Source organism: Croceivirga sp. ABH4_376, from assembly GCF_056160685.1.
On record NZ_JBSWXQ010000001.1, the window covers coordinates 811,323 to 836,521 of the forward strand.

The window sequence follows — 25,199 nt, forward strand, 5'->3', positions numbered from 1 at the left end:
ATTATTTAATGCTGTATTTAAAAATCCAACCCAATATTTTTATGCCTGCAAATATAGTACCTTTTACGGTTCCTGAAACTTTTGAGACACCTATTCGTTGTTTGTAACGAACGGGTACCTCTTTGTATTTCAATTTTTTACGTATTGCTTTCAATTGCATTTCTACCGTCCATCCGTAGGTGGTGTCTTGCATTTGTAATTCTTTGAGTTTTTCGTATTTAATAGCCCTAAAAGGTCCTAAATCCGTAAATTTTGCACCAAAAAATAATCGCATTAAAAATGTAGCCAAAGCATTGCCAAAAACTTGTTGCGGAGTCATTGACCCAGGCTCACGGAGTGATTTTTTTCTTGCACCAATAACTAAATCCATATCTTCTTCTAAAATGGGAGCTACAATTTTGTCTAGTTCTTCTGGATAATCAGAATAATCTCCGTCTAGAAATACGATAATATCCGGGGTGTTGGATGTGGATGCCACATAATTTAATCCACAAAGGCAAGCATAGCCATAACCTTTTCTGGTTTCTGTAAGTACAGTGGCGCCTGCTTGTTTGGCTACTGCTACGGTTTGGTCCGTAGAGTTGTTGTTGACCACAATAACTTCTGTAACAATAGCTGGTATTTCTGCAATGACCTTGCCTATAGAATCCGCCTCATTGTAAGCGGGAATAATAACTTTTAATACGGGCATTATTTTAAATCGGCTAGGTTATTTTCTCTTTTAAAGCTGGCAAAGCTAAACCATTCTTTGATTTTTTTACCATTGCTATATTTTTCTGCCGATTTTAAATCGTTATCCAGATACTTTAAGCAATAGCCGTTTTTAATGCCTTTTTGTAATTGACATTTATGGTTGATGTTGCCTTTATCATCATAAAACAACCACCAACCGCTCTTTTGATTTTTTTGGTACCTGCCTTCTGCGGTTTTAGCACCCCATGCATCAAAATGAAACCAATAGCCATTGCGTTGCCCATCTGTGAACTTGCCTTGTGCTGCAAGCGAGCCATTTTTATGATATTGGTACCAATAGCCTACTTTTTTATCGTTCTTAATCCAACCTTGTTCTTTAAGCGCACCATTTTCATGATATACTTTTATATATTCTTTGGCGCTAGCGCTAAAGGTTATTAAACTAAAAACTAAAAGTACCCATTGTTTCATGGTTTTATTTTTTGTTAACCAATTGCATTAAATCCACATCGTTCCCCAACAAAACTTGGTTGCTATCTATCCTACCCTCCAATGGGCCGTTCTCTAATTTAAGAACACCTCTTGGGCAAACTGCGGAACAAATACCACAACCAACACAGCTAGAGCGCACAATATTTTCTCCTTTTTGAGCGTATGCGCGTACGTCTATACCCATCTCGCAATAGGTAGAACAATTACCGCAAGAAATACATTGCCCGCCATTGGTAGTAATTCTAAATTTTGAAAACATGCGCTGTTGAAATCCTAGTATAGCAGCCATTGGGCACCCAAAACGACACCATACTCTGTTGCCAAAAATGGGATAAAACCCAGTGCCAATAACACCAGAAAAAATACTGCCAATTAAAAAGGAATATGTTTTACGTAAAGATTCTGATTTAAATAAAAACACATTGCCTTCGCCACTGAAATAATGCATGCCTATTAATGCAAGTATGATTACAAAATAGCCGATGGCGCCATACTTTGCATCTTTTTGCAATTGGTCTCTTTTAAACAACATGGCCCAACCAAATACTACGGTTAAGAAAACGGCAACGCCAATTAAGAAGCTAGACTTGGTTAGCCAATACTTACTGGTATCGGTACCCAAATAAGAGTATATAACTGCCGTAGTCATAAGGGTTACAAAAACTACCACACTATGTATAACCCAACGTTCTACTTTCCAAGCAAAGGTAGATTTATCACTCAGTTGTCTAAAAGCATCGCCAGCAGTTTCTGCTAAGCCACCACACCCACAAACCCAAGAGCAATACCAGCGTTTACCATATTTATAGGTTAGGATTGGGGTGATAACAAAAATTGATGCTATACCAAAAATTAGTAAGGCAAAACCTATTTCCCCGGAACTTAGAAAACCTTTAATGCGGTAACCTTCAAAGTTATAATAGTTTAGCGGCCAGATGTTCTTTAAATCATAATACGGTAAACTACCGCCGTTAAGCACGGAGCTGCCATTTAAGCGCGCCATTAATTCTGGAATTATAAATGCAAAAGCAGTTTGAAAAAACATTACACTTGCGGTACGCAAACGCTCGTACCTGTTGTGTCTATATTTCCATAAAAACTTAATTCCGAAAGCTAGAATAGCCACTGTGTACAACGTACCATACACGAACCATTGGCTGGCTGGGTTGCCACTCAAGACTTTACTCAAGGGATCAAACAAAGCAATAATACCTTTATTGTCACCATCACTGACCAATCCAAGGTATTGCGGGTAAAAATATAAGACAATGTAAAATCCGGTCAGGGCAATACCTGCCACCCATCCCCAAAGTCCACGACTAGAGACCGATTTGAACCAAACGCCATCATTCTTAATACCAGGTTGTTTGTTCTTATAGGCTTCCCAAGAAAACCAAGTGATACCTGTAAACAAGGCAAGTAGGGATACACTTAGCCACAAACCTTGTTGAGGAAAATTTATGTTTAAGGCAGCCAAAAGCATGATGCCTAAACCAGCCATACCCAATGCCACGGCCAATTTTTGTGGCAAGGATAAACTTGCCGGTGGTTGGCCAGTAAGGGCCATACTTTTATCTAGAGTACTCATCTTTTATCTGGTGTTTAGCTTAACCTAATTGAAAAATGCGTTTTAGGCTTTTAGATTTTAGTTTGATGTTTTTATTTCTGGCTTGGTTATAGTCATCCAATAGTAGACGTTCATAAGACTTGTAAAATTCAGGGTCAAAATTCGCGTCTTTGAGATGTGCTATCACATGGTCTATGGTTTGCCCCTCTGTTAACCACCTATCAAACATTTGATGACGCATGCGCATGCCAAATGTGTTAATGCCTAAGAATTTCTCGGTGTTTTTATCATAAGCTATGGTAACACAGATTTTTTCTTCAGGATGGCGCCAATGGTAATGAGCCTCGTACTCTGGTTTACCTTTTCTGCCAAAAACCCAACCATAGGTTTGGTATTCAATGTCTAAAAATTTTGCGGAGTTGAACCAGTGTCCTGGTTTATACTCGGTAGGGTTTCCGCAGATAGTCTGCGCAACGGTTTCCCCCATCATCCTGCCCGTGTACCAAACAGCTTCTACGGGTCTTCTATTACCAATACCTGTATGCTGTTCTGCACAATCGCCAATGGCATAGACCTCTGGAATGTTGGTTTCTAATTTTCTGTTGACTAGTACGCCGCGGCCAGTTTCAATGGCAGAATCTTTAAGGAAATCAATATTAGGGCTTACGCCGGCTGTTAAACCTACTAAATTGCATTCAATAGTTTCACCTTGGTCCGTGGTTACCGCTTTTACCCGTCCAGCCCCATCGTCTATGATGGTTTCCAGATTTGTGCTCAATCTTAAGTCTATATGGTGTTCTTTAATATGTTCGTTAATCATTGCAGATTCACCTGCCGGTAAAACACCATTCCAAAAACTATCTTCTCTAACTAAAAAAGTTACCGGAATTTCTCTTGTACGAAGCATTTCTGCTAACTCAATACCAATTAAGCCACCACCCACAATAACCGCGCGTTTACATACCTGGTTGTTTGGAGCGTTTTCTTCTAGCTGTTCTAAATCTTGTTTAGAATACAAGCCCTGTACACCTTGTAAATCTTGACCGGGCCACCCAAATTTGTTAGGTTTAGAACCCGTGGCAATGATGAGTTTATCATAACTAATGGTATTGCCCCTGGCCAGATGCAAAATTTTTGCTTCGGTATCTACTTTCGCTACAAAAGCTTGTAGTAAATCGATGCGATTTTTATTCCAAAACCCATTTTCATATGGCTGTGTGTGTTCAAATTTCATATGTCCCATGTACACATACATGAGCGCTGTACGGGAAAAAAAATAGGGGGTTTCTGCAGAAATGATAGTAATACGTTTGTTGGATAATTTCCGGATATGCCTTGCGGCTGTTACGCCTGCAATACCATTACCAATGATTACAATGTGATCCATGCTGGTTTGTTGTAGTTCCTAAATGTGTCGCACTTAAAGTTACGAACTTTACACCCCAAGTATAATTTAGATGCATTATAAATACAAAATGTTGGTGTAAGGATTTATAGGGCCTTACGAACAGGCAATTAGCTGTAATTCAGTAAGCTAAAAATTTTAAAAAAAATGAAATTGTGTGTAGGGTATTATTTTTTGTTGCGACAGAATGAGGGAATGACAATTAAACGATAGCCATGAAATTTATAAAAACCATAGTAGTAGGCCTTTTATTGGTAGTACAACACGGGTATTCACAAGACATAGACCAATTTTTCACCAAGGCAGATAGCTTTTTTGCAAGTTATGTTTCAAATGGTCGTGTAAATTATAAAGCCGTGAAAGAAAATCCGGAAGCATTGCAAGAGGCACTACAATTAGCAAAAACGATACGCGTAACCCCAGATGAAGCCAAAACGTACCAAGCTTTTTGGATAAACACCTATAATTTATTAGTGATAGATGGTATTGTGGCTGCATATCCAGTAAAATCTCCTTTAGCCATTAACGGTTTTTTTGATGGTAAAAAGCACGAAGTAGGTGGGGAAAACATCACCCTAAATGCTATTGAAAATGAATTGTTGCGGAAAAACTTTAAGGAAGAGGCACGGTTTCACTTTGTATTGGTATGTGCAGGATTGGGCTGTCCACCAATTATTAATAAAGCATACATGCCTGGTACTTTAGAAGCCCAGCTGCAAGAACAGACTGTTTTAGCGTTGAACAATCCTTCTTTTATCCAGCTAAAAGGAAAAAAAGTATTGCTAAGTCAAATCTTTGAGTGGTATAAAGAAGATTTTACAAGAAAGGGCAATGAAATCGATTTTTTAAATCGCTTTAGAAAAGAACCTTTAGACACAAAAACCAAGGTGGGGTACTACCCTTACGATTGGACTTTGAACGACACCAAATAATTTCAACAAAATAAATAAACCAGTAATGAAGAATTTTAAATTCTGCCTAGCGGCAGCAGCCCTACTAGTGGCTCAATTAAACGTAAAGGCGCAAGACGACCAGGATGCAAACACACCAGCGCAAAGTAATATTCAGCAATACACCCCTTCTAAATTAATAGGTAAAGGACAGTGGGACCTTAAGTGGTTTAACAATTTGTATACCCAAACAGAAAGTACTTTTTCTGATGGCAAAGAGCCCAGACAATCTTTTTTTACATCTACGCTAGAGGCGTACACCGGAGTGGGGACCAATAAAAGATGGAATGTTGGTGCCATTGTAGAGTTTAGGTCTAATGTGGTGAATAACCGTGGCGCGCTAGATGTTTTTAAGTTTGATGGAGAAGAAGGTTCTGCCCGTTCTGGTCTTACTTCTATTGCCCCTTCTGTAAAGTTTGTTCCAATAGCTTCGGTAAGTAATTTTTCTATCCAAAGCTCCTTCTTTATTCCATTAGTAGACAATGAAACCGAAAATGGCGTGTTTTTAGACCAAAAAGGGTACACATGGCAAAACCGATTTTTCTATGACTACTCGTTTGCAAGGGGCAAATGGCAATTATTTTCAGAAATAAATTCTGAACTTAATTTTGGTGATGCTGCAGATAGTTTTGCAAATAATAGTTTGCGTTTAACTCCAGGTGTTTTCTTAAGTTATTTTCCTAGTTCTAAATTTACCGTATTAGCTTTAGCACAACATTCCCAGTTAATAAACACTGGAGGTACCGAATTTTCTCAAGATTTTACAGCCTTAGGCGGTGGCGTAAAATACCAATTGACCAAAGCATTGAATATAGAAGCACTCTATACCAATTTTGTAAGAGGTACAGATACAGGCCTTGGAGAAACATTTAACATAGGTCTAAGGGGTATATTCTAGCGGTGATAGCGTTAAAACAATTAAATTAGTCCTAAACCAATTTATAAATGAGGAGTTTAGGGCTAATTTTTTTGTGTGTACTTTATTTTGGATGTCAAGGTCAGCAAACGGTTCAAGAGAAAATAAATGGTGTAAGTTTTGTGGCCACCCGGGAAGCGATTGGTCCTGAGCATTTAGGGCCTGTGGAACAGTTATATGCCAATTACGCCGCCATAATGCCCTTTGCCTTTATTAGAAGTGTGGACGAACCAACTGTTATTTTTAATAGAGAACGCCAATGGTTTGGAGAGACAGAAGAAGGGGTAAATCAATATACCCAGGAATTACATGGTAAAGGCATTAAAGTAATGCTAAAGCCACAAATCTGGATTAGAGATGGAGCATTTACTGGTGAATTTAAGCCAAAAACCGAGGCTCAGTGGCAGGCATTAGAAAAAAGCTATTCTGATTTTATCTTAACCTTTGCCCAAGTGGCTCAAGATAGTAACATTGATATTTTCTGTATTGGTACAGAATTGCACAGGTTTGTAGAAAACCGTCCTGAATATTGGCAGAATCTAATAACTCAAGTAAAGCAAAAGTATAAAGGTAAGCTTACCTATGCTGCTAATTGGGACGAGTACACCAAAACTCCTTTCTGGAAAGATTTAGATTTTGTGGGTATAGACGGTTATTTTCCCCTTTCTGAAGAAAAATCGCCAAAAAAAGAAGATTTAGTGAAAGGTTGGCAAAAATGGAAAGACCAAATGCAAAAGTTGCATGTGGCGTTGGATAAACCTATTTTATTTACTGAATTTGGGTACAGAAGTATGGATTATACGGCTAAGAAACCATGGCTGGTAGACCGTAATCAAGAAAATGTAAATCTAGACGCACAAGCATTGGCGTTGCAAGTGGTTTTTGATGAGCTGTGGAAAGAAGAGTGGTTTGCCGGTGGTTTTATCTGGAAATGGTTTCCGCACCATAATGAAGTAGGAGGCAAAGAAAACAACCGGTTTACCCCACAAAACAAACCTGCAGAAGAGACCATACGCCAACACTATAAAAACCAATTAGAAAATCAAGGCTAAATGCGATTCCTTTTGTTGTGCTGTTTATTAAGTTCTCTGGCTTTTGGACAGACAACACACACCATAAAAGAAATTACGGTAACAGGAAATACACGCACTAAAACAGCACTTTTAAAAAAGCTTATAGGTTTAGAAACAGGTACGGTAGTAGATAGTACCAAATTAGCAAACAATGCTGCACGATTAATTCGTTTGCCCGGGATTGCCCATGCCTATTTCACGGTAGAGGAGAAATCCAATGGCGCAAAGATTGTTTATACTGTAGAGGAGCAACATACATTGATTCCTTTTGCCAATGTTTACAGTTCGGACAATGAAGATTTGGCTTTTAGATTGGGCTTGCAGGAGTTTAACTTTGCCGGTCAGATGATGACCGTTGGCGGATTTTACCAATACGATGTTTTTCATAGTTACGGGTTGCAATTTCGTGCTCCGTATTTATTTTCCCCACAATGGGGGTTAGAAGTCAACTACCAAGATTTAACCACACAAGAACCGGTGTTTTTAGCCAATGGAGCGGCAGATTACAAATACAACAATAAATCAATAGAGATTTTGGGGCTTTACGCGCCTACCTTTAAACATAATTTTGCTTTAGGTCTGTCTATTTTTCAAGAAGATTACGCGTATCTTTTTGGAAGTACAGACCCTAATGTGCCACAAGAACTTAAAGTAGATAAATGGCTAACTAAGTTGTTGTACACCTATGACAATGTCAACTATTTCTATCACTATCTAGACGGGTTTAAAAGCAGTTTAAACGTACAGTACGTACAATCTAACGATGATAATTTATTGCCGTTCTGGTTGGGTTTTAACGATTTCACCTTTTTTAAACGTATTGGTTCAAAAGGAAATTTAGCTACGCGGTTACGGCTGGGATTGGCTAAGAATGTAGCGTCTCCATTTGCTCCATTTGCGGTAGATAATAATTTAAATATTAGGGGTGTGGGTAATACTATTGATCGTGGTACGGGATCTATTGTTTTAAACGCTGAATATAGATTTACTTTACTAGATAGAAAATGGTTGGTACTCCAAGGAAATGCCTTTATTGATAGCGGTAGTTGGCGCAATCCCGGGGGTACTTTTGATGATTTTATTCAGAGCGAAAACTTACGTATATATCCCGGTGTAGGTATTAGGGTGATGCATAAAAAGATTTTCAATGCCATTTTTAGAATAGACTATGGTTACGGAATTACGCCGAATAGTTCCAAGGGTTTTGTTTTTGGTATAGGGCAGTATTTCTGACATTTCATCGCTAAAATTTGCATTTCATCGATTAAGGTCTATATTTGTTAGTGTTGCAGTTAATTCTATAATCATGAAATCTACCATTCTTACGCTATTTTTTGTTTGTGCCATTACAGCTAGCCATGCCCAAGAACAATACATAAAAGTAACAGCTGTAGCAGGTGATGGTGTTTATTCACTTCTAAGAAAAAATGGGGTAGAACCTACCAAATATGCTAAGCAATTTATAGCCCTAAATAAAGATTTGCTTAAGAATGATAATGAATTGATATTGGGTAAAGAATACAAGATTCCGTACCGCATGGCTATGGTAAGAACAGTTTCTGAAGTGGAGGTTGTGAAAAAAGATAATTTGGTAATTCCGCAAATTGTACCAGAAAACAATAATTTAAAAGAAGCCATAATTTATTTGGTTGTTAATGGTCCAATATCCAATGCCAATAGCTCTGAGAATTTTTTAATGAATCTTTCTAAAGAATTGATGCTTAAAGGGGCTACTATAGTTCCTGTTGGTCTAGAGTCCCAAAAGGCAAAGTCAACAGCAATGACCGTTGAGCAAACCATGACTGAGGATCCCATCTCAAATCTAGACAACCTAAAGGCGTATGTAGATAGGATAAATCAAAATTATTTAAAAAATAGAGGTGCATACCAACGCATCTTAGTAATAGATTTAGCCAAGGTTAAGACCAATGCTAGCGATGTGGCTGTAACTATATTTCATCATAAAAAGAGTGATGTTGGGGAACGTTTTGCTTACCATTTAAATGAAATATTCGTAAATGAAACAAAAGCTAATTCTACCATAAAATATACCGATACCTTTAAAAATGAGAGTAATTTGTTTTTGGCTCGTAATACCTTGCCTCCGGTTACCCTTATTAAGTTAGAAACATCAAAAGATGCTAATAATTTGATACTCAGAGAACCTGATGTACTACATAAGCTAATAACAACAGGTATTGAAAAAGATTATAGCTCGTTATCTTTAACTGATTAAACTTGTTTAAACACTAAAGTGTTTTCTGTAATACGCATGCAGTTGATTGGGAGGTGCTCCCAACCAATTTTTAAGATGTATAACTGCAAAATGAAACTGTGTTTTGGCCCACCCAAATTGATTGTATTTTCTAGCTGAGGTTCTCACGTAAGCAGGCAAAACTTTAAAATTAGTGGTTTTATATACCCGCTTTATAAATTCACTGTCTTCATAAATGGTATAAGCCTCGTTAAATCCGTTTAATTTTAAAAACAGGTTTTTGTTTATAAAAAGCGATTGGTCTCCTCCTCTGCATATGCTAAAATTGAAACGGGTAAACCAAGCAAAACCTTTTAAAATTACATTGTTGGTGTCAAAATGCATTCTAAAACAACCTGCCTTGTACCCCTGTTTATTAGCGTTTTGGATAATAGTGTCAAATTTTTTTGGAGGAAAAGTATCTGCATGCAGAAAGTAAAGGATTTTACCACTAGCACGTCTTGCCCCGTAGTTCATTTGCTTGGCCCTACCTTTTTTGGACTTTAATACTTGAACAGGGTAGTTTTCTACTATTTGTAAGGTTTGGTCCGTACTGCCCCCATCTACAATTATAATTTCTTTAGAAATAAAGGTAGCTGTATTGGTAGTTAACCAATCAAGTAAACTACCAATGCCAACCTCTTCGTTTAAGGTGGGGATAATTATGCTTATTTCCGGACCAGTATTCATTTAACTTTTAGCAACAGCCACCTCCATTGTAATGATAGGTGCTTTCACTTATGTGTATTTGTGGGTGGGCTTTACCCAAAGCAGCCGCTGTTTTGTCGCATACGGCCAATGGTTGATTTTGCAGTAACACGTGTCCTGCGCCATCATCAAAATAAGCTTCATCACCATAATAAATAGCTGTTTTACCGGTAAAAACACACGGTCCGTCCGCCGGCATAGGGTCCTTAATGGCAGCTATTTCTATAGATTCAATGTGTATCAATTCATCCGTAGGGTAATGGTTAGGGCTTAGCACACGGTAAGAATGCTTTGCTCTAATTTCTATAGTACCAAAACCAGCATCCGTAAGAACCTTAATGTAGTCTTTCATAGGAATACTTCCGCTTAGGCAAAGAGCCCTTAGGCGGTCGTCATTTCGTAAGGCATCGTTCATGGGTTGTTCGCAAATAGGATCGCTCATTACCAATCTGCCATGTGGTTTTAAAACGCGATACATTTCTGCAACAGCCTTCTTTAAATCATCCATCTTAAAAATATTGAACAAACAGTTTTGTGCTGCTACATCAATACTTTCATCTGCTACCGGTAAAGCCAAGGCATCGCCCTTAACCAGATTTACAAAATCGCTCTTGAACCAATCGTTTTCTTCCTCGGCTATTTTAAAATTATTTTTGGATGCTTCCAGCATTTCATCTACAGAATCTACCCCGGTTACGCCTCCGGTTTGCCTAGAGAAATAGGAAAATTGCAAAAGCTCCATACCTCCGCCAACGCCAACATATAGTATCTTTGGGTTGTTTACCAAATCTTGAGCAGATACGGTGCTCCCACAACCGTAGTTCATTTCTTGCATTATTTTAGGGATAGAAAGCCCTGGAAATTGCCATATGGGGTTGGTGGTGCAGCAAAGACCTACATCTGGTGTTAGGGCCGCAGCCTTGTAAAGGTCTTGGGTGGCATCTAAATAACTCATATTTTTTTTATTAATTCCTTAAACAAGGTTATCATCTTTGGTTCTGCTTTACCAGCAATTTCTATGATTTCTTGTACGTTTATAGGTTTTAGATTATCTGCATCACACTCATCTGTTAGTACAGAAACTGCAACCACAGGTAATTTTAGGTGATTGGCCACGATTACCTCTGGTACGGTACTCATGCCCACTGCATCTGCACCTAGGATTTTTAACATGCGGTATTCTGCCTTGGTCTCTAGTTGTGGCCCTACAACCGAAGCATATATCCCTTGTCTAAGTGTGATGTTATGAGTAGCGGCAATCTCCTTTAAATGTTGGCGCATTTCTACATCATAAGGTTCGCTCATGTCTACAAAACGCTCTCCAAAATCGCCTACATTTTTAAATGCCAAAGGAGAGCCACCTTGCAAATTAATATGGTCTTCTATAAGCATAATATCTCCCTTGTTAAAATTTAGGTTAATGGCGCCTGCTGCATTGGAAACAAACAATTTTTGGATGCCCAGTTGTTGCATTATGCGGATAGGGTAGGTAATATCCAAAAAATCGTACCCCTCGTATAAATGGAAACGCCCTTGCATAACCACAACTTTTTTACCTTCTATGGTACCGTAGATTAATTTACCTGTGTGGAATTCTACCGTAGCAAGTGGAAAAAACGGAATATGGTTATAATGGGCAATAACTTGGTCTTCTATTTGGTCTACTAATTGCCCAAGACCGGTACCTAATACAATACCTATTTCGGGGTTTTCAAATCCTTTACTTTGTAAATAAGCAACCGATTCTTGCAATTGTTTTTTTGTCATTATTTTACGTGTTTTATAAAAGGTTCAAAGGCAGGTATGTCTTTGATGTCCTCAAAGTAATCAACATCATTTTTTTCTTCCAACAAAAAGTAGGTCTCTTTTTGTAAATCTTGCAGGGTACTTTGTAGCACATCATCTGTACCCCAATTTTTATTGGCAAATAGAGCTGGAAATAATTTGTTCATTCCCAATAAATAATAGCCGCCGTCTTCTGCAGGGCCAACTACAAAGTCGTGCTCTGCTAATTGTTCAAAAGCATGGTTTAGCTCTTCTGCATTTATATCGTACAAATCACTTCCAATAACCATAATGTTTTTGTAGCCCGCAGCAAAGCCTTCTTTAAAAGCGTTCATCATTTTTTCGCCTAAATCAAAACCAGACTGTAATTTTTTCTGATACTTATTAGCGTTCCAAACATCATCTTGCCAAATTTCTTCGGAATAATACACCGCTTTGTCGCAAGATAATTGGCTGGTAATCTTGGCGGTATGTTGTAATAAAAAATTATAAATGTCTAACGCGGCTTGGTCACCAACGGTCTTGGCTAACCTTGTTTTGCATTTGCCTAGTTCTGGATTTCTAGTAAAGATGAGTAAGAGATTAGTGCTGTTCTTTGTCAATGTATATTTTTTTTAATCGTAGACTTTTTTACCATTCGTCAATAGTTTTCCCCATTGCTTACTGTAAGCATGTACTTTTTTTGTGGTGTTATTATGTTTATCAATCAATGGATAACCTTTATTGGACCATTCAAAAATACCTCCATATAAATTTTTAACATTGGTAAAACCTGCCTTTTGTAGTTTTTCTCCAATATTTTCTGAACGTACGCCAATAGAGCAATAAACTACAATAGGCTTGTCTGTTTTTTTAGCAAGTTTTTTTCTGATTTCTTTTATTTTGAAACTTTTGTAGCCAATAAATTCTGCATTGGGTAAATGGCTTACGGCAAATTCTTCTTGTTCTCTTGCGTCTAATATTACATATGAGGTGGGGTTTGTATGCAATTCATCTACCGTTATGTACGGAACGCTTTGCTTATTCAGCAAGGCAAGGGATTCTGGAATGGTTTTTTGTGCACAGGCAGAAATAAAACTTACAAACACAATTAGCCATATCCAATAATTCTTTTTCATACCTTCAAAGATACCAATTAAAGTATTTGTTATTTTAAACAAATCTTATTTGAAAAGCACAGCAATGAATAAACTATACTTAATCGTCCCTTTGTTTTTAGCCTTTGCTTGCCAAAGGAATAAGCAAGACAAAGGCCCAATCCAGCAAGTTAATGAAACGGAGACTACTACTGCCTATAACGAAAACTATAGGGCGCAATATCATTTTAGTCCAGAAAAAGGATGGATGAACGATCCTAATGGTCTGGTTTACAAGGACAGCACTTATCATTTATTTTATCAATACTATCCACATGCTACTGTTTGGGGGCCAATGCATTGGGGGCATGCTACAACCAAGGATTTTAAAAAGTGGGAGCATAAGCCAATAGCACTATATCCAGACAATTTAGGTTTTATATTTTCTGGTTCTGCGGTAGTTGATGTTGAAAATACATCGGGCTTTGGTAAAGAGGGTAAAGTGCCTATGGTGGCTGTTTTTACCCATCATAACATGAAAAAAGAAAAAGAAGGTGGGCCAGTATATCAATACCAAAGTTTGGCTTACAGCTTAGATGATGGGGAAACATGGACAAAATACGAGGGTAATCCTATTTTGGTAGATGAAAAAAATAAAGATTTTAGGGACCCAAAAGTATTCTGGCACAAGGAAACCAAAAGTTGGATTATGGTATTGGTTGCCGGAGACCATGCCAAATTATATCGTTCTAAAAACTTAAAAAAATGGGACAATATTAGTGAATTTGGTTTGGAGCAAGGTGCTCATGGTGGTGTTTGGGAATGTCCAGATTTGTTTAAGCTTAAAGTTGACGGTAGCAATGAAGAAAAATGGGTAATGCTCATTAGTATTGGAAGTGGTGGTCCTAATGGGGGTAGTGCAACGCAATATTTTGTTGGTGATTTTGATGGTACAACCTTTACTTCTGAACAAAAAGAACACCGTTGGTTAGATTGGGGAACAGATAACTATGCCGGTGTTACCTATAATGATGCGCCTAAAAACGAAAGGGTTTTTATAGGGTGGATGAGTAATTGGCAATATGCATTAAAAACTCCAACAAGTAATTGGCGTAGTGCCATGACGTTGCCTAGAAAATTAGGTCTAGAAAAGAAGAATAACAAATACTACCTTACTAGTAGCCCTCTAAAAAGTTTTTTGGAGCTTAAGAACAAGGCAGATGGTCTTTCTTTTGATTTAAAAAAGGGAGAACAAGAAACTTTAGACATGCCTGGTGTTGGGCAAGCTGTTTTGCAATTTAAAATGGGTAAAAAAGATTTAAAGTTTGGGTTAACAAACCTTGCGGGAGAGAGGGTAACTATGGTTTATGATAGTGCTAGTAAGCTTTTTATTTTTGATAGAACCCAATCTGGTAAGCACAGTTTTAATTATGAATTTGGAAACAAATTACATTACATGCCCGTTGATGATTTACCTGATGTTTTTGATGTTACGCTATATGTGGACAAGTCTTCCTGGGAGGTTTTTATAAATGATGGTCAATTTGTATTTACCCAACAATTATTTCCAAATGAGGAGTGGTCCGGGGTATTCTTAGAAAATTTATCTAATGAACAGAACCAAATCAAGGGTTTAAAAATGGCAGCTATTCCTAGTTTTTGGACTAATTAAGATAAAAATAAAGATTGGTTAAAAGAAGGCCTAAAGACAAGCCAAGAACCATATACCAAGCAAAATATCCAAGTTTTTCTCCAATAGTGTTCATAGTGTTGTTAGTTTAATTCAGAAACTAATTTAGAGTTGAAAGGTGTTGGTTAAATATGGGTTTTTATAATTGGTAAGTTTTTTGGTGTAATTGGTAAATAGTTGGGAGTTCTCTAAAACTCGGATCAGTAATTAACAATTATAATGGTGGGTAGGTAGGTACAAAAACAAAAAAATCCCCACATTGCTGTGAGGATTTTAAGTGGTACCTCCAGGAATCGAACCAGGGACACACGGATTTTCAGTCCGTTGCTCTACCAACTGAGCTAAGGTACCAGAATGTCATTTTAGCGATTGAAAAGTATAAATCATTTCTCAAAGGCGGGTGCAAATATAATTTCAATTTTAGGATTTACAAACTAAAACGCAAAAAAGAAGATTCTTTTTTTCTATTTACCGTACTTTGTATTATGAACTTGGTAATAGATAAAGGAAATACACAAGTAAAATACGGTGTGTATCAGCGTAATAGCTTGCTGTTATTTAAAACGAGTAGTGCAGATGATTTTTTGGAAACGATCAAAAAAATTTTTGATGAGTTTCCAAATATTAAACAATCTATATATTGTTCGGTAGGTGGTGTAGATGAAAAGGAAATAAAAATTCTCACACTTTTTAACAAAGTACACGTATTGGCACCTTCCTCTAGGGTTCCCTTTACAAATAGGTATGCATCGCCTACTAGTTTGGGGGTAGACCGTATGGCATTGGCAACAGCTGCTTTCTACCATAACCAGAATAGAAATACCTTGGTAATTGACATGGGTACGTGTATAACCTATGATATTGTTAATGCAGATGGAGCTTATTTAGGAGGAGCAATTTCTCCGGGTTTGGCCATGCGTTATAAGGCGCTTCATAGGCAAACCAATAAATTACCTTTATTAAATATAGAAGCACCTTTGGATTTAATTGGCGATAGTACGGAACAAAGTATGCACAGTGGGGTTGTTAATGGTATTGTACATGAACTTGATGGTGTTATTCTGGAATATAAAAACCGTTTTAAAGATTTAACAGTTATTTTAACAGGAGGTGATGGGCAATTTTTTGCTAAAAGACTAAAAAATTCCATATTTGCGAATTCTAAATTCCTGCTGGAGGGGTTAAATTACCTGTTGGAATACAATAAACAGTAAATGGTTAGACAAATTTTGGTGGCATGTATATGCTTGCTTTCGGTTGGTATATATGCGCAAAAGAGCACTATTTCTCCATATTCCTATTTTGGTGTTGGTGAGGGTAGGGATAATGGTACCGTAGAAAATCAAATGATGGGCGGTTTGCAATTGTATGCAGATAGCATCCATTTAAATCTAAAAAACCCTGCTGCACTTTCCAAGCTTCGCTTAACTGTATACGGTGGTGCTATTTCTAGAAAGGAATATAGGCTTAAAGATAATTTTGAGGAACAAAGAACTTCTGTAAGTAATTTAGATTATTTGGCAATTGGTTTTCCAGTGGCCAAGAATATGGGTGTCGCTTTTGGTCTACAGCCTTATTCTTCTGTTGGTTATAGCTTAAATCAAACAATAGTTAATGCAGACCGGGATTCCGTAACCAATGTTTTTAGTGGAGAAGGAAGTTTAAATAAAGTATTTCTCTCTTGGGGATACGAGCCTATAAAAAATGTTAGTATAGGTGCAACCATAAACTATAATTTTGGAACCTTAAATTATCAGCGTTTACAAAGTGTACAAGGCGTGCAATTTGGAACTATAGATAACAGGGATTCAAGAATAGATGGGTTTGACTTTAATTACAGTATAAATTACACTCCAAACATTGGCAAGCATACGCTGCATACTTATTTTGGGGCGGATACCCAGGTTAACCTAATTTCTAAAAACAGTCAACGTATTGGTTCTTTCTCTACTGAAACTGGTGCGGATATAGAAGTCTTGGATGTTAATTTGGATGCTCAGGGATTAAAAAATGGAGAAATAAAGATACCAACCACCTTTACTTTTGGGTTGGGATATGGTGAAGAAAGGAAGTGGTTTGTTGGGGCAGAATATGCCATGCAGCAAATGAGCGACTTTGAAAATCAGTTTATTGCGCAAGACAATGTGGATTATATAGATGCCTCAGCCATATCTTTTGGAGGGTACTTTATACCTAACTACCGTGCACTTACTAATGTATTTAATAGAATAACCTATAGAGCAGGTCTTAAATACGATAAAACAGGCTTAGTTGTTGAAAATAAGGAGATTAATAATTTTGGCATAACTTTTGGATTAGGTGTACCACTTGGCAGAGACTTTTCAAATTTAAATATTGGTTTCGAGCTAGGTAGAAGAGGAACTAGAGCAGAAGGTTTGGTGGAAGAAAGTTATTTAAAAATGAATGTAGGATTTTCACTAAATGATAGATGGTTTGCTAAAAGAAAAATAAATTAAATCCATTATTTCAAAAAAATCACTAAAAAGCTCTTAAGACCCTGATTTTTAAAGGGGCGGTTCTATAAAAATTTGTACATTAACCACTTTAAAATTAACAAAATGAAGAAGAATTTCTACTTAACCATGTTTGTTGGGATCATGTCGATCGGTTTAAGTACTGCCCAGGCACAAAATCCTGAGTGCATGACCAATCTTTCAATTTATGCAGAGCATGCAAAAGTAAAGAACTACGATGCTGCTTACGAGCCATGGAAAATGGTGTACGAAAATTGCCCAGGTTTAAACAAGGCAAATTACTCCTACGGTGAAAAAATCTTAATGCATAAGATAGAAAATACATCTGGTGCAGAAAAAGATGGTCATATTAATATGTTGTTAGGGGTTTATGACGCTTCTAAGGTTCATTTTCCTGCAAAATATACTACTGCTTCCGTTACTATAGATAAGGTAATGTTAAAGCGAGATAACAATATGATTTCTGATGAGGAAACGTATCAGCAATTGGGGGAAGCTTTTAATTCGGATAAGAAGAATTTTAAGAACCCAAAGGCATTATATCTATATTTCTCTAGCTTGGTAGATCTACACGAAGCGGGCAAGAAAGAATTGCAAGAAGTTTTTGATGTATATGATGAAGTTACCGAAAAATTAGAGGAAGAAAACAAAGCAATCACGGCTTCTCTAGCAAAGTTGTTAGCAAAGGAAGATGCGGGTACTGCTTTGACTTCTAAAGAGAAAAGATACGTAAAAGCATATACTAATAACTCTAAAGCTTTTGGTCAAGTTGCTTCTAGTGTTGATGGTAAGTTAGGTAAATTGGCAGACTGCGAAAACTTAATTCCGTTATACGAAAAGAATTTTGAGGCTAAAAAGAACGATGTTAAGTGGGTTAAGCGTGCAGTAGGTAGAATGTTTTCTAAAGAATGTACAGATGATCCAATGTTCAAGAAATTGTTTGAAGCTCAATTGGCTTTAGATCCTTCTGCAGATGCTTATTTATACGGTGGTACCTTAAAAGCAAAGTCTGGAGATAACAAGGGTGCTATCGCAGACTTTAACAAAGCAGTAGAATTAACTACAGATTCTTATAAAAAATCGAATATCCTTTATAAGATTGCAACCATTGTAAGAAAATCTAGTAAATCTCAAGCCAGAAATTACTTGAATAAAGCTATAGAGGCAAACTCTGCAAATGGTAAAGCTTATTTATTATTGGCAAACTTATATGCAAGTAGTGCAAATAGTTGTGGAACATCTGCTTTTGAAAAAAGAGCTATTTACTGGAAAGCTGCAAATACTGCTAGCCAAGCAGGTAGGGTAGACCCTTCTGTAGCATCTACAGCAAGTAGAACGGCAGCTAGTTATAACGCAAAGGCTCCAGACAAGACTATGATTTTTAACTCAGGAATGGCAGGTAAAACAATTACCTTTAATTGTTGGGTAGGCGGTAGCGTAAAAGTACCTAGTCTATAAGCGTGTTGCAAAACATACAAGATACAAGTTTAAGATTTGCCACAGCATTAGCTGTGGCAATCCTTTTTATGGCCTGTCAAGATAACTATGAAAGAGTGGGCCAAGAGGCAAAAGCTAAAATCTTTCCGCAAGGTGTAGCAGAGAATTTTAAGCTAACATATACAGAGGCAGAAAAGCCCATGAGTACCAAAGACTCTGCGGTTACCAAGGTAATTGCTATCTTGGAGAGTCCATTAAATGAAGATTATGACAACTTGTCTTTTAGGTACAAAGTGTTTCCAAAAGGTCTTCAGGTAGAATTTTATGACGAAGAAGGCAACAAGAATACTGTAAGGGCAGATTATGGTATGGTTTATACACAGACCAAGATTATCGACTTGCGCGGTAATGTGGTTATAACCAGTAATGATGGCAAACAATTGGAAACTGAGCAATTGTATTGGGATCAAAATAATAATTGGATATTTACAGAAGAAAAGTTTAAATACACGAATCCGGAAGAAGGAACCGTCATGGATGGAGAAGGTATGGATTTTAACAAGGATTTTACTTTCTTAAATGCCCATAAAACGTTCGGTATCATGACCATAAAAGAAGAACAGAATGACTAAGATTTTAAAGTACACAGAGTATTTGTATTTGGCCGTGGCAATAGCTTCTCTTTATAAGATAATAACGCTTTGGAGTACGGCGCCACAGGAAACCTACATATTTATATTTTTTGCGGTGGTTTCAATTGCTATGTTTTTCTTTAGAAGAAAGTATAGAAAAAAATTCGAGGCCAGAAATAACCAAGACAAGTAATAACGTTGAGTACAGCCATTTTTGTTATAGCAATATCCTTGTTGTTCTCTGCTTTTTTTAGCGGAATGGAAATTGCATTTGTTTCTGCAAACAAAATACACATAGAGCTAGAAAAAAAGCAAGAAGGTTTCTTGGCAAAGGTTTTGGGCTGGATAACGGAAAAGCCTTCAAAATTTATTGCCACCATGCTTATTGGTAATAATATTGCCCTGGTGGTGTATGGTATGTTCATGGGCGATTTGCTTATGATGTGGTTTCAGTCCATGGTGCCTACCCAATCTAATTTTTTAAATGTACTATTGGTAGAATTTAGTTTGTTGTCCCAAACGGTAATTTCTACCCTTGTAATCTTAATTACAGCAGAGTTTCTTCCAAAAGTATTGTTTCAGATATATGCCAATACCCTCCTTAAGGTATTAGCGCTTCCGGCTTATTTCTTTTATTTATTGTTTTCTGGAATTTCCTGGTTTGTAATTAAAATTTCAGATTTCATCTTAAAATATTTTTTAAAAACAGATGGAGATGAAGTACAGTTGGCCTTTACCAAGCTAGAGTTAGGCGATTATATTTCTGAACAAATGGAAGCGGTAGAAGAACAAGGTGCGGTAGACTCAGAGATTCAAATATTCCAAAACGCATTAGAGTTTTCAGAGGTTAAGGCTAGGGATGTAATGGTGCCCAGGACAGAGATTATGGCGGTAGAACTTAAAGAGACCACCAAGAACCTTAAAAATCTGTTTGTAGAAACCGGGTATTCTAAAATTCTGGTCTATAAAGAAACTATAGAAGAAATTATTGGTTATGTTCATTCTTATGAAATGTTTAAAAAGCCAAAAACCATTAAACATATTTTAAGGCCGGTAGAGTTTGTGCCAGAAACCATGCTTATTCATGATATTTTAAACGTCTTAATTCGTAAGCGCAAAAGTATGGCTGTTGTATTGGACGAGTATGGAGGTACATCTGGTATTATGACGGTAGAGGATATTGTAGAAGAATTGTTTGGCGAAATTGAAGACGAACACGACACCACAGATTTAATTGAAGAAGATTTAGGAGAAAACAGTTTTAAATTTTCTGCTAGGTTAGAGGTAGATTACCTTAACGAAAACTACAAGTTAGAGCTTCCAGAGAGCGAGGAGTATGGGACCCTAGGTGGTTTTATCACCAATTTTACGGAAGATATTCCAAGGCAGGACGATGAAATTAAAATAGAAGGGTTCTTGCTTAAAATTGTAGAAGTCTCTAATAATAAGATAGACTTGGTAGAACTGCATAAGACAGAAGAAGATAAATAGCATTTCCGCTATTCCCTTTCCAATCCTTTTACGGGTGTATTTTTAGCTTTCTATTTTAAAAAGAAAATGGTATTTTCGCCCACTGAATTTAGCATAAAGCAGTACGCAAATGGCAATATTGGAGAATATTAGGAAGCGAACTACGGTACTAATTTTAATAATTGGTTTGGCCTTGTTCGCGTTTGTTATTTCTGGAATCTTTACAGGGAGTGATTTTTCTGGTGGAAAAATTAGCTCTATAGTAGCAGAAGTAAATGGAGAGGCAATAGGTAGAGAAGAATTTACCAGAAAACTAGAGTTGGCCCAACAGCAGTTTGGTCAAAATTTTTCTGCCACCCAACTGGTTAATCGTGTTTACGATCAAGAAGTAAGAAGTACACTTTTAAATCAAGAATTTGAACGTTTAGGCATTGATGTTGAAAGTGATCAAATTGTAGATTTTATTAAAAATACAGGATACGCGCAAGACCCTTCATTTCAAAATGAAAATGGAGTTTTTGATGCAGAGGTGTTTAAATCTACCATTGCGGATTGGAAAGAGACACAACCATTATTGTACGATAATTGGTTGACTATAGAAAAGTCCATTATTCAATCGGCGAAAGAACAAATCTATTTTAACTTAATTAAATCTGGAGTAGGTGCTACCTTGGCAGAGGGTGAATTTGATTATCAATTGGCTAATGACAAAGTAGATTTAGGGTACGTTCGTGTGCCGTACACTTCAATTGCAGATAGTACCATACAGGTAAGCAAAAGTGAAATTGCCGATTACGTAAAGCAACATCAAAGTGAATACAAGCAAGAAAAAGCTAGGGATATTCGATTTGTATTCTTTGAAGAAAAACCTTCAACTGCAGATGAAACGGCGGTTAAAGATGCGGTTACCGCACTTTTGGGAGATACGGTAGAATTTAACGAGGCAGCCAATACTACAGACACTATTGCAGGATTTAAGACTACTAAAGATATGGCGGCTTTCTTGGATAGAAATTCTGATGAAAAGTTCGATACTATTTACAAGGCCAAGCGCGATTTGCCAGCGGTAGCTGCAGATCAAATTATGGCACTTGCCGTTGGTGAAACTTACGGTCCGTACAAAGATGGTTCTTCTTACAAGGTTACTAAAATGATGGATAGAAAAGCCAATGGTACCGTAAAGGCAAGTCATATTTTAATTGCTTATGAAGGAGCTACAAGAGCAAACGCGTCTATAAAAAGAACAAAGGAAGAGGCAGAAGCAGAGGCTAAACGTTTGTTGGCTGAAGCTAAAAAGGCAGATACGGAATTTAGCGTATTGGCAAGAGATAATTCAGATGGCCCTTCTGCACCAAGAGGAGGAGATTTAGGATATTTCCAAGAAGGGGTAATGGCAGATGAGTTTAATGACTTTTGCTTTAGCAACCCTGTAGATGCTATTGGTTTGGTAGAAACTGAATTTGGTTTTCATATCATTAAGGTAGACGATAAGCAAGATGTGGTGCAAGTAGCTACATTGTCTAGGGAAGTAGAGCCTTCTGAAGAAACCGTAAATGCATTGTTCACAGACGCAACACAGTTTGAAATGAAGGTTTCTGACGCGGACGCAAATGCTTTTGATGATATTGCTAAAGAAAGTGATTACACAGTTAGACCAGTTAACAAAATTGCAGAGATGGACGAAAACCTTCCTGGTTTGTCCGCCCAACGTAATATTGTACAATGGGCTTTTAACGAAGAGACTAGTGTTGGCGATATTAAACGATTTGATTTGGCCAGTGGTTATGCCGTAGTGCAGTTAACCAAAAAATACAAAGAAGGACCAATGTCTGCAGAAGATGCTTCTGCATTGGTATTACCAAAAATTAGAAAAGAGAAAAAAGCGGCTCAGATAATAGCTAACAATAAAGGTAAGGCAATGGATGCTTTTGCCAAAGATAACAATGTAACTGTTGCTACTGCTTCTGCAGTAACCAGAAAGTCTCCAACTATTCCCGGTGCTGGGCGTGAGCCTTATGTTGTAGGTAAAGCCTTTTCCTTGGCAGAAGGTTCAACCTCAGGATTGTTAGAAGGCGAAACTGGTGTTTACATGGTTAAATTGAATAAAAAGAACCAAGGTGTTAAGTTGCCAAACTTCAGCACATTTGCCCAAACCCTGTCTACACAGAATCAGAATTCTGTTAATTCAGGTGTGTACAACGCTTTAAAAGAAGGTGCGGAAATAGAAGATAACAGAGCTACATTCTATTAAAGAACCATATCCGTAAAAGGAATAACAGTATCAAAACCCTTGGCTTTAAAATAGTCAGGGGTTTTTTCATTTCCCGTAGCTAAAATAAAATCACCTCCCCAGGCACCAAGACTTTTTAAAGCACCAAAATAATCAGGGAATTTGTTCTGGACCGGAGATTGGCCTAAAATGGACCCTATGGCTATTTCGTGTTCAATTAATAGCGATTCAAATAACTCAATGCTTTCCGTTTCAAGAAGTGAATGAGATATTCTGTTTATTTGCGCTATAAGATCCGCCTTATTAAAAATCTGCTTTCGATAAGTGGCTATGGCATCTCTGCTATTTTGTTTTTTATTCAAGTAAATGAAAAACAATTTGTCTTTAAATACAGGGTTAAAGCCTACCGGTAATACTTGAGGTTTACCCAAGTCTATTTTGTACAAAATAGGTTGCATGTGTTGTGCACAGGCAAGGTCGTAACCACTTCCGCCCAAGGTTTGCCCTAATAATTCAAAAGCATCTACTTGGGTCCATTGGGCTATGTTGTTTATTAAAGTAGAACTGGAACCCAAGCCCCAATTTCTAGGAAAGCTAAGTTTTGTTTCAATTTGCCATCCACTGCCGCTATGGTCTAAAAAATCAGGCTTTTGAATTCTAACCGCTTTAAAAATCTTTTTAAGAACTTCCGCCTTATCTATGTCGTTAGTTTCTTTAATCTCTAAAGTGGGTAAGCTAAATTCTGCCTGAAACCATACGCTTCCGTCCGCATCTTTGCTAAGCCAAGTTAAACATGGCTTGGTTGTTTCGTCCGCATAAAGCCACTGTCCATATTTTGTAGGTATGGCCAAACCTGTAGCACCATCTAAAATAGCATACTCTCCCGTGAGCAATAGCTTACCGTTACTGTAAAACGTATTTGTCATTTACCTACGTAGATTTTCTAATGCCTCGGTTACAGCAGCATTACTTACGGTCTGCTCTTTAAAGAGCGCCACTAATTTTTCTTTTTCTTTATCGTTGGCACCTAGGGTATTTAGAATATTTAGTAAGTGCATCTTCATATGGCCTTTTTGTATTCCTGTAGTAACTAAGCTCCTAAGGGCAGCAAAGTTTTGGGCCAATCCGGCCACCGCAATTATTTGCATTAATTCTTTTGCAGAAGGCTTTTTTAAGATTTCTAAGCTTAGTTTAACCAAAGGATGTAAGGATGTAAGACCTCCAACGGTGCCCAACGCTAACGGAACATCTATCCAAAATTTAAATTCATCATTCTCTACGCTGCAATGGGTTAAGCTGCTGTATTTACCGTCTTTGGCTGCGTAGGCATGTACCCCGGCCTCTATAGCCCTAAAATCATTACCGGTTGCCAAGACAACGGCGTCAATCCCATTCATGATACCCTTGTTATGGGTAACAGCTCTAAACGGTTCAGTTTTAGCAATGGTAACCGCCTGATACATCTTTTCTGCAAAGGTTCTGGATACGCTGTTTTCAGATTTAGTATTGGTAATTGGGCAGCTTACACTAGCCCTTACCACACAGTTTGGCACATAGTTACTCAAAATACTCATGACAACATCTGGCTTGTCATTTACAAATTCTGGATGTATGGCAACGGCATTTTCTAGCGTTGTGGCAAACTGTTCCAAACAACTATTTATAAAATTTGCACCCATGGCATCAAGCGTTTCAAAGGTGCAGTGTAATTGATAGTAACCATCTAGTTGGTCTGTCTTGTCTCTTAAATGTATAGCGCTAATACCACCGCCGCGTTTATTCATGTTTTTGGTTATGGCTGCGGTATCTGCCATAAACTTAGGTTGCAATGCCTGGATTAAGCTTACCAGTTTATCCTTTTGGCCATGGTACATAAAATGCACTTGTCCAATTTTTTCGGTCCCCAAGACTTCGGTTTTAAAACCACCTTTGTTTAGCCAAAATTTAGCAGCCTTGCTAGCTGCTGCAACCACGGAACTCTCTTCAATGGTCATGGGTATGGCCAATAGCTGGTCGTTAATTAGAAAATTTGGAGCTACTGCATAGGGTAGGTAAAAATTAGAAAGTGTATTTTCTATAAACTCATCATGTGTTTTTTGTAAATCCGAATCGGGGTTCCAGTACTTTTCTAAAAGTTTCTTGGTTTTTTCTGGGTCTTGGGTGCATTCGTTTGCAATCCATTCAATTTTCTGTTGTTTGGATAACTTAGAAAAACCATTTACCGGTCTCTGCATAATATCAACTTAAATTTCAAAGATAAATCTTTAACGGTTTTGGCTTGTTATTTGTGTTTCAAATATAACCTAGAGTGTGATTTTTACGTAAA

General features: G+C 37.4%; 24 protein-coding genes and 1 tRNA gene. 13 read left to right on the forward strand and 12 right to left on the reverse strand.

From position 1 onward, the window contains the following. Window position 1: 1 nt before the first annotated feature. Genes ACXAGS_RS03535 through ACXAGS_RS03550 form a run of 4 tightly spaced genes read right to left on the reverse strand, consistent with a single transcriptional unit; the run spans window position 2 to window position 4,139 of the window. On the reverse strand, window positions 2–691 hold the full coding sequence (locus ACXAGS_RS03535; protein ID WP_474904560.1) for a glycosyltransferase family 2 protein: 690 nt from the start codon (window positions 689–691) through the stop codon (window positions 2–4). After that, window positions 691–1,164, reverse strand: a complete 474-nt coding sequence (locus tag ACXAGS_RS03540) for a toxin-antitoxin system YwqK family antitoxin (protein WP_474904562.1) — start codon at window positions 1,162–1,164, stop codon at window positions 691–693. Before ACXAGS_RS03540 ends, ACXAGS_RS03535 begins: the two co-directional genes overlap by 1 nt. A 4-nt stretch (window positions 1,165–1,168) precedes the next feature. Next, complete coding sequence (locus tag ACXAGS_RS03545) at window positions 1,169–2,773, reverse strand: 4Fe-4S binding protein (protein ID WP_474904563.1); 1,605 nt, start codon at window positions 2,771–2,773, stop codon at window positions 1,169–1,171. A gap of 19 nt (window positions 2,774–2,792) precedes the next feature. Further along, a complete protein-coding gene (locus tag ACXAGS_RS03550; protein ID WP_474904565.1) occupies window positions 2,793–4,139 on the reverse strand; it encodes an NAD(P)/FAD-dependent oxidoreductase in 1,347 nt (448 codons plus the stop codon). Window positions 4,140–4,372: 233 nt separating this feature from the next. Here ACXAGS_RS03550 and ACXAGS_RS03555 point away from each other — a divergent pair, with 233 nt between their 5' ends. The 5 genes from ACXAGS_RS03555 to ACXAGS_RS03575 all read left to right on the forward strand — a co-directional run bounded on the left by ACXAGS_RS03555 (window position 4,373) and on the right by ACXAGS_RS03575 (window position 9,332). Continuing rightward, window positions 4,373–5,089, forward strand: a complete 717-nt coding sequence (locus ACXAGS_RS03555) for a DUF547 domain-containing protein (protein WP_474904567.1) — start codon at window positions 4,373–4,375, stop codon at window positions 5,087–5,089. 25 nt (window positions 5,090–5,114) lie between these two features. After that, window positions 5,115–6,005 carry a hypothetical protein gene (locus tag ACXAGS_RS03560; RefSeq protein ID WP_474904568.1) on the forward strand — a complete coding sequence of 297 codons (891 nt, stop codon included), beginning with the start codon at window positions 5,115–5,117 and terminating at the stop codon, window positions 6,003–6,005. Between the two features lie 47 nt (window positions 6,006–6,052). Next, complete coding sequence (locus ACXAGS_RS03565) at window positions 6,053–7,075, forward strand: glycoside hydrolase family 113 (protein WP_474904570.1); 1,023 nt, start codon at window positions 6,053–6,055, stop codon at window positions 7,073–7,075. Beyond that, window positions 7,076–8,329, forward strand: coding sequence for a POTRA domain-containing protein (locus tag ACXAGS_RS03570; RefSeq protein ID WP_474904572.1), 1,254 nt, complete (start codon window positions 7,076–7,078; stop codon window positions 8,327–8,329). A gap of 73 nt (window positions 8,330–8,402) precedes the next feature. Next, on the forward strand, window positions 8,403–9,332 hold the full coding sequence (locus ACXAGS_RS03575) for a hypothetical protein (protein ID WP_474904573.1): 930 nt from the start codon (window positions 8,403–8,405) through the stop codon (window positions 9,330–9,332). 6 nt (window positions 9,333–9,338) lie between these two features. Here the strand turns inward: ACXAGS_RS03575 and ACXAGS_RS03580 are convergent, their stop codons facing one another. From ACXAGS_RS03580 to ACXAGS_RS03600, 5 genes are read right to left on the reverse strand one after another with little or no spacing between them, the layout of a single operon-like run. Further along, window positions 9,339–10,040: a TIGR04283 family arsenosugar biosynthesis glycosyltransferase gene (locus ACXAGS_RS03580; protein WP_474904575.1), complete on the reverse strand. Its 702-nt coding sequence runs from the start codon at window positions 10,038–10,040 to the stop codon at window positions 9,339–9,341. Between the two features lie 7 nt (window positions 10,041–10,047). Continuing rightward, complete coding sequence (arsM, locus tag ACXAGS_RS03585; RefSeq protein ID WP_474904577.1) at window positions 10,048–11,013, reverse strand: arsenosugar biosynthesis arsenite methyltransferase ArsM; 966 nt, start codon at window positions 11,011–11,013, stop codon at window positions 10,048–10,050. Next, window positions 11,010–11,825, reverse strand: a complete 816-nt coding sequence (locus tag ACXAGS_RS03590) for a purine-nucleoside phosphorylase (protein WP_474904578.1) — start codon at window positions 11,823–11,825, stop codon at window positions 11,010–11,012. The genes arsM and ACXAGS_RS03590 overlap by 4 nt, the downstream gene beginning before the upstream one ends. Then, a complete protein-coding gene (locus tag ACXAGS_RS03595) occupies window positions 11,825–12,445 on the reverse strand; it encodes a TIGR04282 family arsenosugar biosynthesis glycosyltransferase (protein WP_474904580.1) in 621 nt (206 codons plus the stop codon). The genes ACXAGS_RS03590 and ACXAGS_RS03595 overlap by 1 nt, the downstream gene beginning before the upstream one ends. Window positions 12,446–12,457: 12 nt before the next feature. After that, window positions 12,458–12,961 carry a rhodanese-like domain-containing protein gene (locus ACXAGS_RS03600; protein ID WP_474904582.1) on the reverse strand — a complete coding sequence of 168 codons (504 nt, stop codon included), beginning with the start codon at window positions 12,959–12,961 and terminating at the stop codon, window positions 12,458–12,460. A gap of 64 nt (window positions 12,962–13,025) precedes the next feature. Between ACXAGS_RS03600 and ACXAGS_RS03605 the strand changes: the two genes are divergently transcribed. Continuing rightward, on the forward strand, window positions 13,026–14,591 hold the full coding sequence (locus ACXAGS_RS03605; protein ID WP_474904583.1) for a glycoside hydrolase family 32 protein: 1,566 nt from the start codon (window positions 13,026–13,028) through the stop codon (window positions 14,589–14,591). Between the two features lie 296 nt (window positions 14,592–14,887). Here ACXAGS_RS03605 and ACXAGS_RS03610 read toward each other — a convergent pair. Next, window positions 14,888–14,960 (reverse strand) — tRNA-Phe (locus tag ACXAGS_RS03610). 134 nt (window positions 14,961–15,094) lie between these two features. Here ACXAGS_RS03610 and ACXAGS_RS03615 point away from each other — a divergent pair. From ACXAGS_RS03615 to ACXAGS_RS03645, 7 genes are all read left to right on the forward strand, one after another. Then, window positions 15,095–15,823 carry a type III pantothenate kinase gene (locus ACXAGS_RS03615; protein ID WP_474904585.1) on the forward strand — a complete coding sequence of 243 codons (729 nt, stop codon included), beginning with the start codon at window positions 15,095–15,097 and terminating at the stop codon, window positions 15,821–15,823. Further along, a complete protein-coding gene (gene bamG / locus ACXAGS_RS03620) occupies window positions 15,824–17,086 on the forward strand; it encodes a BamG family beta-barrel-assembly machinery protein (RefSeq protein ID WP_474904586.1) in 1,263 nt (420 codons plus the stop codon). It abuts the gene before it with no gap. A 102-nt stretch (window positions 17,087–17,188) separates the two neighbouring features. Continuing rightward, window positions 17,189–18,562: a tetratricopeptide repeat protein gene (locus ACXAGS_RS03625; protein WP_474904588.1), complete on the forward strand. Its 1,374-nt coding sequence runs from the start codon at window positions 17,189–17,191 to the stop codon at window positions 18,560–18,562. Window positions 18,563–18,564: 2 nt separating this feature from the next. After that, window positions 18,565–19,173 carry an LPS export ABC transporter periplasmic protein LptC gene (gene lptC, locus ACXAGS_RS03630; protein WP_474904589.1) on the forward strand — a complete coding sequence of 203 codons (609 nt, stop codon included), beginning with the start codon at window positions 18,565–18,567 and terminating at the stop codon, window positions 19,171–19,173. After that, window positions 19,166–19,366, forward strand: coding sequence for a hypothetical protein (locus ACXAGS_RS03635; RefSeq protein WP_474904591.1), 201 nt, complete (start codon window positions 19,166–19,168; stop codon window positions 19,364–19,366). Before lptC ends, ACXAGS_RS03635 begins: the two co-directional genes overlap by 8 nt. Before the next feature lie 5 nt (window positions 19,367–19,371). Beyond that, window positions 19,372–20,664 (forward strand): hemolysin family protein, encoded by a 1,293-nt coding sequence (locus ACXAGS_RS03640; RefSeq protein ID WP_474904593.1) that lies wholly within the window; start codon window positions 19,372–19,374, stop codon window positions 20,662–20,664. 109 nt (window positions 20,665–20,773) lie between these two features. Next, window positions 20,774–22,894 carry a SurA N-terminal domain-containing protein gene (locus ACXAGS_RS03645; protein ID WP_474904595.1) on the forward strand — a complete coding sequence of 707 codons (2,121 nt, stop codon included), beginning with the start codon at window positions 20,774–20,776 and terminating at the stop codon, window positions 22,892–22,894. On the opposite strand, the gene ACXAGS_RS03650 is transcribed toward ACXAGS_RS03645, so the two are convergent. After that, entirely contained in the window at window positions 22,891–23,799 is a 909-nt protein-coding gene (locus tag ACXAGS_RS03650; protein ID WP_474904597.1) for a GYDIA family GHMP kinase, read from the reverse strand. The genes ACXAGS_RS03645 and ACXAGS_RS03650 overlap by 4 nt on opposite strands. Beyond that, the gene (locus ACXAGS_RS03655) at window positions 23,800–25,107 is read right to left on the reverse strand and encodes a hydroxymethylglutaryl-CoA reductase, degradative (protein WP_474904599.1); all 1,308 of its coding nucleotides are present in this window, start codon (window positions 25,105–25,107) and stop codon (window positions 23,800–23,802) included. Window positions 25,108–25,199 lie beyond the last annotated feature (92 nt).